Below are 8,181 nucleotides of genomic sequence, written 5' to 3'. Positions count from 1 at the left end.
ATCATGAGTACGCCGAACCAACCGATGTATAGGCGGTTGTTGGTGCTGGTGATCCAGTTGCAGAACTGCTCCCATACGTTGGCGCTTTGGCGCTGTTGTAAGGTTGCTGTCATAGTTTTATGATTGCGATTGCGTTTTGTACGCGGGAATAATTACTTATGAATATTATCTTAGAGAGTTTGTAACGGATTGTAAAGGTGTATCACTATAGCTTTACTTAACTGTCATATAAGAGCAAGTTATAGATAGGACTTACGCAAGTGTCATAATCAAACTAACTGTAGTGGCTTGTCCAAACTAAAATAGTGCAATACCAATCTATCATCTGCGTTCATCTGCGTTCATCTGCGTTCAATTTTTCCCAAATCTATTGCCACATTTTAGTCCGGTCACGCCAGAAGGGTGCGTCAGCCCCAATAATTTCGTACACATTCAAGGATTTTCCATATCTGACGCATCCTACTATTGTGCCAGTGCGTAAGTCCTGAATACCATAAATTAAACCGCTAAAAACCGTTGAATCACATCCTGACTGAGTTCATCGGTTGAACCAGAGGAAACAATAGCGCCTTTCTGCATGGCGTAATAATAGTGAGCTTGGCGGACAAAGTGTAAGTGTTGTTCTACTAATAAGACAGAAATGCCTGTAGTATCAACGATACGGCGGACTGCTGCTTCAATTTCGAGGATAATTGAGGGTTGAATACCTTCAGTGGGTTCATCCAAGACGAGAAGTTGAGGCTGTCCCATTAAAGCACGAGCGATCGCCAATTGTTGTTGTTGTCCCCCACTTAAATCACCACCCATCCGCGACAACATAGTTTTTAACACAGGAAATAAACTAAAAATTTCTTCAGGAATTTCTGCTTTTCTTGTCTGTTTTTGCCTAGCTTCTAATCCCAACAGCAGATTTTCTTTAACTGTCAAACGCGGAATAATTTCTCGTCCTTGAGGAACATAACCAATTCCCATTTTTGCCCTTTGGTCTGGTGATTTGGTGTTGATTAAATTCCCGGCTAAATTAATAGTACCACTGCGAGGTTTGAGTAACCCCATAATAGTTTTGAGTAGGGTTGTTTTACCCACACCATTGCGTCCGATTAAGCATACCATTTGCCCAGAGGGTACAGTTAAATCTACGTTGCGTAGAATATGGCTTTCACCGTAGTAAACGTTAAGGTTAGATATATTTAGCATTGGTCAATAGTCCATAGTCAATAGTCCATAGTCCATAGTCCATAGTCCATAGTCCATACATTCCCCTCCTGGGAGGGGCTAGGGGTGGGTTACTCCCTGACAGGTGTAGGTTTTTAATCTAGCAGTGAGTAAGGACTCTAAAACTAACGAGAAAATCATTGTTTTATTGACCCCTACACCCCTACACCCTTACACCCTTACACCCAAAACCAAGGTTTTTGGAACACCAATAAAAAACCTACACCTGTCAGTGGGTTACTCCCCCTACTCCCTCATCTATTCCTGCTGTTGTCCCAAATAAACTTCAATCACACGGGGGTCATTTTGAACCTCTGCAAAATCCCCTTCACAGAGTACCGAACCTTCATGTAACACTGTAACTTTTTTGGCGATTTGTCTCACAAATTCCATATCATGTTCAATCACTAAAATAGAATGACTCTGGGCTAATGTTAAAAGTAATTCGCCAATGTTATAAGTTTCTTCATCGGTTAAACCTGCGACTGGTTCATCTACAAGTAATAAGTCGGGAGACTGTCCTACTAACATCCCAATTTCTAAACGTTGCTTTTCGCCGTGAGATAATAAGGCTGCGGGAATATCTGCTTTTGCAGTTAAACCAATGGTGGCTAATAATCCTTCAAAACTATGCTTTTCTTTGGGATGAGAACGACTAAATAATGTCGAGAAAACATTTTTATTACGGTTGCTGGTAATTTCTAAATTTTCCCTTGGTGTTAGGTTGAGATAAACTCTGGGTGTTTGAAATTTGCGCCCAATTCCTCGCCGTGCAATTTGATGTTCAGGTAAAGAACGGAGGTTTTTTCCTTTAAATAAAACTCTACCTATTGTGGGTTGGACTTTACCTGTAATCACATCAAGAAATGTGGTTTTACCTGCACCATTAGGGCCAATTACTACTCGTAATTCACCTACATCCATACTAAAATTAAGCTGGTTGAGTGCTTTAAAACCGTCAAAACTAACAGTGACGTTTTCAGTTTCCAAGATTTTGGCGTTCATGTTGTACTTCTGGATCTGCTTCTAAGCTGGGATAGGTAGAAATTGGTTGAGGACGTGGGAAAATAGGAATGTTTTGATGACGTAACCAGCCTACTACGCCGTCAGGAAGAACTGTCACGACAATTAAAAACAGTAAACCTTGAAAAAATAGCCAAATTTCCGAAAATTGTTCGCTGAAGAAAGCACGGGCATAATTAACTAATAAAGTGCCGACAATTGCTCCAACTAATGTAGCACGTCCACCCACAGCTACCCAAATTACCATTTCAATGGAAAAAGCAATTTCCATTGCTCTGGGGGAGACAGAACCACTTTGCAGGGTGTAAAATGCTCCTGCTATTCCGGCGATCGCACCAGAAACTGCAAAGACTAATGTTTTAAAATCTGTAGGGTTATATCCAGAAAATCTTACCCGACTTTCATCGTCGCGAATTGCTATTAAAAGTCTGCCAAAACTTCCACTTGTCAACCAGCGACAAATACCGTAGGTAACAGCGAGAAATAATACTGTCAGGGTGTAGAAAATCAATTTTGTTTGCGGATCATTGACAGTTTTCCCAAACAATGTTGTGAAATCTATCAGTCCATTTGTACCGTTGAAAAATTGTTGTTGACCGTTAAAAAAATTGAAAAATACAATAGTCGCGGCTTGGGTCAAAATTGAGAAGTAAACTCCCTTAATGCGGTTACGAAATACTAAATATCCTAGTAATCCCGCTAACAACCCTGGAACTAGTATTACAGCAGCTACTGCTGTGGGGAAAGAATAGAAAGGTCGCCAAAACCAAGGAAGTTCCGTAATACCATACAGCCCCATGAAATCAGGTAACTCACCATCTGGGACTTGCAGTTTCAGGTACATGGCGATCGCATATCCACCCAAACCAAAGAATACACCATGTCCCAAACTGAGTAAACCAGTATAACCCCAAATCAAATCAATACCTAAAGCAACAATCGCCAGTGACAAAAATCGCCCCAACAAATTTAAGCGAAACTCAGACAGTACTACTGGCATAATCAAGATGAGGAAGAGTGCGATCGCTACCACCACCCCAACCTCAATTAATATTAATCTTCGCCTCTGTGTATGGAACTTGATATTAAGCATCAACAGTCCTTCCCTTCTGCGGAAAAATCCCCGCAGGCTTCCATTGTAAAAATACAATAATCAGCAAAAATACCATCACCTTAGCCATACTTGTGGTTGCAAAAAACATCAACAAATCGGCTAGAGGCTTCACAGGAGAAAATAACAAAGCCAGAGTTCCAGAACCAATTAAAAAGTTAGCTGTACCAATTACCAAAGCAGCCACAACCGTACCCGCTAAATTACCCACACCACCAACAACCACAACCATAAATGTGTCGATAATGTAATTTTGTCCGGTATTTGGCCCCACCGAACCTAATAAACTAATTGCACACCCAGCCACACCAGCTAAACCAGAACCCAAAGCAAAAGTGATTGCATCAACTTTTTGAGTGGGTATACCTAAACAAGCACTCATATTGCGGTTTTGTGTAACAGCCCTGATTCTTAATCCCCAACTAGAACGCTGTAAAAAGATATAAATTCCTCCTACACAAATTACTGTCAAAGCAATAATAAATAACCTAGCAAATGGTAATTGTACACCACCTAAAGCAATCCCAGTTTGTAACCAACTAGGCGCAGTGACATCAACATTTTGTGCGCCAAACCAAGGTTGAGTCACTGCTAGCTGATAAGTTTGACTCAATAAATTGCCTGTAGTAATTGTTAACCCTAAAGATAGGCAGAAAATTACCCCGACAACCCAGTTACGTATCCTCTCTAAATTTGTACGGGAATTTAAAAACCATAAACCACCAAAAAACAATAGAGAAAACAATAATAAGCCAATAAATAAGACCCAATTAACACTACGAACAAACTGCTGAAAAATCAAACTGACTCCCCAAGTTGCTAGCAGAGTTTCTAGTGGTCGTCCATAGAGGTAACGAATCACACACCTTTCAAGAATTAATCCGATAAATGCTGTGAAAATGAAAGCGATGATTAAAGCTAAAAATATATAAATCCCTTCCCAAAATCCGCCCAATTGTTTACAGACATTCTGTACAACAAATGTTGTATAAGCCCCAAACATCATCAATTCACCATGAGCCATATTAATCACACCCATTAAGCCAAAGATAATGGCTAATCCCAAAGCCGCAATTAATAAGACAGAACCAATGCTAATTCCATTAAATACAGCATCTAAGAAACCAGTTAACATTTTTCTCCATCAGATGTCAGCTTGTTTTTTATTATGATTTTAAAGTGAGTTCGACCAACGTTGTTTTGACCTCACCCCCAACCCCTCTCCTACGAGGAGAGGGGTTGGGGGTGAGGTATTTTTTCGTTTCTCCTCCCTCTCCTACAAAGAGAGGGAGGTTGGGAGGGAGAGGTTCATCGAACTCATGTTGATTTTAAAGTCAACAGTCCAAACTCAAACTAATGACTATTGACTATTGACTATTGACTAATTAAGCTTTTTTGTACTTACCACCCTTAGCTGGATCTGACCAATCACAAGCAAATCCCTTAGTCTCTTTTACAAATTGATTCCAAGGAACTGGTTCAACTGGCGCAGGTGTAGCATAGACAATATTAAATAAACCATCATCTCTGACTTGACCAATCCGCACAACTTTGGATATGTGATGATTAGCATTTACTGTCACTTTTCCTTCAGGTGCATCTATGGTTTGACCATAAGCCGCCGCCCGCACTTTAGCTAAGTCAGGAGTACCAGCTTTTTCTACTGCTTGCTTCCACAAATAAACGGCTATATATGCAGCTTCCATTGGGTCATTTGTTACCCGGTCAGCACCATATTCTTTTTTAAAAGCTTCGACAAATTTCTTATTAGCAGGACTCTCTACTGTTTGGAAATAATTCCAAGCAGCGTAGTGGTCTTTGAGATACTCAACGCCAATTGCTTTAACTTCTTCCTCAGCAATACTTACCGACATCGAAGGATATTTGTCTGGTGTTAATCCAGCACCTTTTAACTGTTTGAAGAAAGCTACATTGCTATCACCATTCAATGTGTTATAAATCACGCCCCCGTTAGGCAAATTTTGCTTAATTTTTGTGATAATTGGCGTAACTTCTGTACTCCCCAACGGTAAATAATCTTCACCAACTGTTTTTCCACCTAAAGCTTGTAATTGGGCTTTGATAATATTGTTAGCAGTCCGAGGGAAAACGTAATCTGAGCCTATTAAAAAGAATTCTTTGCCTTTATTTTTTAATAACCAATCAACAGAAGGTTCAATTTGTTGGTTTGGGGCTGCACCTGTGTAAAAAATGTTTTTAGAACATTCTTGACCTTCATACTGTACGGGATACCACAGCATATGGTCTTTACTTTCAAAGACTGGTTTAACATTTTTGCGGCTAGCTGAAGTCCAACAACCAAAAACTACAGCTACTTTATCTTGATCAATCAGCTTGCTAGCTTTTTCTCTAAAAGTATCCCAATTGGAAGCACCATCTTCAATAATGGCTTCAATTTGTTTATTTAACACACCACCAGCCGCGTTAATTTCTTTGATGGCTAATTTTTCAGCATCAACGACACTTTTTTCACTAATAGCCATTGTGCCACTGAGGGAGTGCAGAATACCTACTTTGATGGTGTCGCCACTAGCAGCAGCCACAGGCGAAGCTGTTGGGCTGTTGGTAGTGCTGGGTGAATTATTAACGCAAGCTTTCAGAAAGATACTACTACCAATGGTTGCAGAACTGTAAATCAAAAACCTACGTCGGTTAAGTTTACTCATATATTTGTTAATTTTCCTTTTTATGAATCAGCTAGCTCCTAGAAATTCACAAGCTCAAGCTTCAAACTGTGATATTAGTTTGATATTTAACCATTTAATTGTTATCTCTGATACTAAATTTTATTTTTCTCTAAAAAATCATTTATTAAGTAAAACTACGAAGTTATAGAGTATTAACGTTATTAGTGTATATAGCTTGCACTCCCGCCTGGGCAACCATAAGAGCAATTGTCAGCAATAATCTCTGAATAAAGCAAAAATAGCCAAAATAAAGCATTTTTAAGTTTGGTAATAAATACTTCCTATTTACTGTGATTTTTCGTAAAATTACTGATGCTCTTAGTGTATAATTTCTCAAGAAAAACAGAGTGCCATAATATTTGCTGAATTTAGGATTAACAGATGAATCAAAGTCAGTCTTGTCAAAATAAAGCTCTATTTTTTGGTTTATGTGTACCAGCGATCGCTACATCTTTAATAATCAACTCAGGCATTACCCTACAACAAGCAAATGCTCAGGAAACCCAAATTCAAATAGCTCAACAGCTAAAATCACCATCAGCAACTACAGAAAAAGCGAGAATTGCTGTCCTCGACTTTGATTTTAGCAGTGTGAGTAATCCCAGTTACTTATCATTTTTGCCTGGAGGTAGCAAAGGTGTTAGTGACATTTTAGTCAATAGATTAGTTAAAGGTGGTAATTTTGTTGTAGTTGAACGTAGCCAAATAGATGCTATCTTAAGAGAACAAAATTTGGGTGATTCGGGAAGAGTTGACGCAAGTACAGCAGCACAAATTGGTCGAATTTTAGGCGTTGAAGCAGTAATTATCGGCTCAGTCACTCAATTTGATATTCAACAACGGCAGTCTGGAGGCGGCTTTTTAGGAATCGGCGCATCCACGAGAGATACAGATGCTTATGTGAAACTAAATATTCGGGTAGTAAATACAACCACAGCCGAGATATTGTTAGTAGCTGAAGGCAATGGTAATAATAGTCAGTCAGATAGTCAAGTAAGTGTTTTTGGCATTGGTGGAGGTGCTGCTACTAGTAATGAAGGTAGATTACTTACCCTAGCAACAGAGAAAGCTGTTGATCAAGTCATTACTGAATTAAATACCAAATCTGCCAATTTAGCCGCTCTACCAAAAGCTTTACCAAGTGTTAATGCTGCTGTAGCTGATGTCACTGGAAATACTGTAATTTTAAATAAAGGTAAATCAGACGGTTATCGAGTCGGGATGAAACTCTCAATTGAGAGGGTGACAAAACAAGTGAAAGATCCAACCACGGGTAAAGTTATTCGCAGTATTACCCAGCCATTAGGCAAGATTGAATTAGTTGAGGTAGATGCTACATCCAGTGTTGGGAAAATTACCTCCGGCGGCAAATTCAAAGTAGGAGATATTGCTAAACCAGTGCAATAAAATTGATAGTAAAGATGAAGCGATCGCCTGTTGATATGAGTAGGCGATCGCTTCATCTTTTGGTAACATAAAATGAAAATATAGCAATAGCCAAGACAGTTAGGACATGAGGAAATGAAAAAACTTAGACAGCAAAAGACTTTTAACTCTGTCCCCTGTCCCCTGCTATACTAGTTATTCTTAGACTCCGACGTAATAATACTGATACTGCCGTCAGCTTCCATATATGCTAACTTGACCTCGGTGAGAAATTCCACCCCTTGCTGACGTAGCTTACTTTTCAACTCATCCTCTGTAATTAGTTCTTGTTGTAAATGCCGTTCAATCGTCTTACCATTTTTAATTAATAGCAATGGTGGGGGATTGAGGAAGCGCTGAAATGTGGGGAACTTGTAACCCAACCAGTTAAGAAAATAGCTCCAAAAAATTACAGTACCTACAAGAATCCCGCCCTCAGTAATTGATGTATAGTTACTTGCCATTGCATTTTGGGCAGCTTCAGCAAATAACACAACTACTAATAAATCGGTAATTCCTAAAGTACCTAACTGTCGGCTAGGCAGTAAACGCAACACCGAACATAGAGCCAAATAAACCAAGGAGCCGCGTATTACTAGTTCTAATACACTAATATTAGGCACAAAAACTGCGTGCCAATTAACAGAAAACCAATTCATAATTTAGTCATTAGTTATTAGTCAATAGTCAATAGTCAAT

At 39.3% G+C, this 8,181-nt stretch carries 7 protein-coding genes and 1 pseudogene; 1 reads left to right on the top strand and 7 read right to left on the bottom strand.

Annotated elements, in window-relative coordinates:
* The 6 genes and pseudogenes from H6G83_RS26080 to urtA form a co-directional block, all read right to left on the bottom strand.
* Positions 1-113 (bottom strand): annotated as a pseudogene (locus tag H6G83_RS26080) (photosystem II q(b) protein); the annotation flags it as partial.
* Positions 114-498: 385 nt separating this feature from the next.
* A complete protein-coding gene (gene urtE, locus H6G83_RS26075) occupies positions 499-1,197 on the bottom strand; it encodes an urea ABC transporter ATP-binding subunit UrtE (RefSeq protein ID WP_190477410.1) in 699 nt (232 codons plus the stop codon).
* Positions 1,198-1,473: 276 nt separating this feature from the next.
* Positions 1,474-2,220: an urea ABC transporter ATP-binding protein UrtD gene (urtD, locus tag H6G83_RS26070; RefSeq protein WP_190477408.1), complete on the bottom strand. Its 747-nt coding sequence runs from the start codon at positions 2,218-2,220 to the stop codon at positions 1,474-1,476.
* Entirely contained in the window at positions 2,195-3,331 is a 1,137-nt protein-coding gene (gene urtC, locus H6G83_RS26065; RefSeq protein WP_190477406.1) for an urea ABC transporter permease subunit UrtC, read from the bottom strand. Before urtC ends, urtD begins: the two co-directional genes overlap by 26 nt.
* Positions 3,324-4,484: an urea ABC transporter permease subunit UrtB gene (gene urtB, locus H6G83_RS26060; protein ID WP_190477404.1), complete on the bottom strand. Its 1,161-nt coding sequence runs from the start codon at positions 4,482-4,484 to the stop codon at positions 3,324-3,326. The genes urtC and urtB overlap by 8 nt, the downstream gene beginning before the upstream one ends.
* Before the next feature lie 250 nt (positions 4,485-4,734).
* Complete coding sequence (gene urtA / locus H6G83_RS26055; protein ID WP_190477401.1) at positions 4,735-6,036, bottom strand: urea ABC transporter substrate-binding protein; 1,302 nt, start codon at positions 6,034-6,036, stop codon at positions 4,735-4,737.
* A gap of 402 nt (positions 6,037-6,438) precedes the next feature.
* Between urtA and H6G83_RS26050 the strand changes: the two genes are divergently transcribed.
* On the top strand, positions 6,439-7,464 hold the full coding sequence (locus tag H6G83_RS26050; RefSeq protein ID WP_190477399.1) for a CsgG/HfaB family protein: 1,026 nt from the start codon (positions 6,439-6,441) through the stop codon (positions 7,462-7,464).
* Positions 7,465-7,634: 170 nt separating this feature from the next.
* On the opposite strand, the gene H6G83_RS26045 is transcribed toward H6G83_RS26050, so the two are convergent.
* Positions 7,635-8,141 carry a DUF421 domain-containing protein gene (locus tag H6G83_RS26045; protein ID WP_190477398.1) on the bottom strand — a complete coding sequence of 169 codons (507 nt, stop codon included), beginning with the start codon at positions 8,139-8,141 and terminating at the stop codon, positions 7,635-7,637.
* Between the last annotated feature and the right edge of the window lie 40 nt (positions 8,142-8,181).

Origin of the sequence: Anabaena azotica FACHB-119 (assembly GCF_014697625.1) — a bacterium.
Lineage (GTDB): Bacteria > Cyanobacteriota > Cyanobacteriia > Cyanobacteriales > Nostocaceae > Trichormus > Trichormus azoticus_A.
This window is presented reverse-complemented; position numbering and strand designations above follow the sequence as displayed.

What these genes read in the sequence shown, in the direction of transcription:
- urtE (WP_190477410.1), bottom strand. Translation starts at nt 1,197, where the DNA reads ATGCTAAATATATCTAACCTTAACGTTTACTACGGTGAAAGCCATATT.
- urtD (WP_190477408.1), bottom strand. Translation starts at nt 2,220, where the DNA reads ATGAACGCCAAAATCTTGGAAACTGAAAACGTCACTGTTAGTTTTGAC.
- urtC (WP_190477406.1), bottom strand. Translation starts at nt 3,331, where the DNA reads ATGCTTAATATCAAGTTCCATACACAGAGGCGAAGATTAATATTAATT.
- urtB (WP_190477404.1), bottom strand. Translation starts at nt 4,484, where the DNA reads ATGTTAACTGGTTTCTTAGATGCTGTATTTAATGGAATTAGCATTGGT.
- urtA (WP_190477401.1), bottom strand. Translation starts at nt 6,036, where the DNA reads ATGAGTAAACTTAACCGACGTAGGTTTTTGATTTACAGTTCTGCAACC.
- H6G83_RS26050 (WP_190477399.1), top strand. Translation starts at nt 6,439, where the DNA reads ATGAATCAAAGTCAGTCTTGTCAAAATAAAGCTCTATTTTTTGGTTTA.
- H6G83_RS26045 (WP_190477398.1), bottom strand. Translation starts at nt 8,141, where the DNA reads ATGAATTGGTTTTCTGTTAATTGGCACGCAGTTTTTGTGCCTAATATT.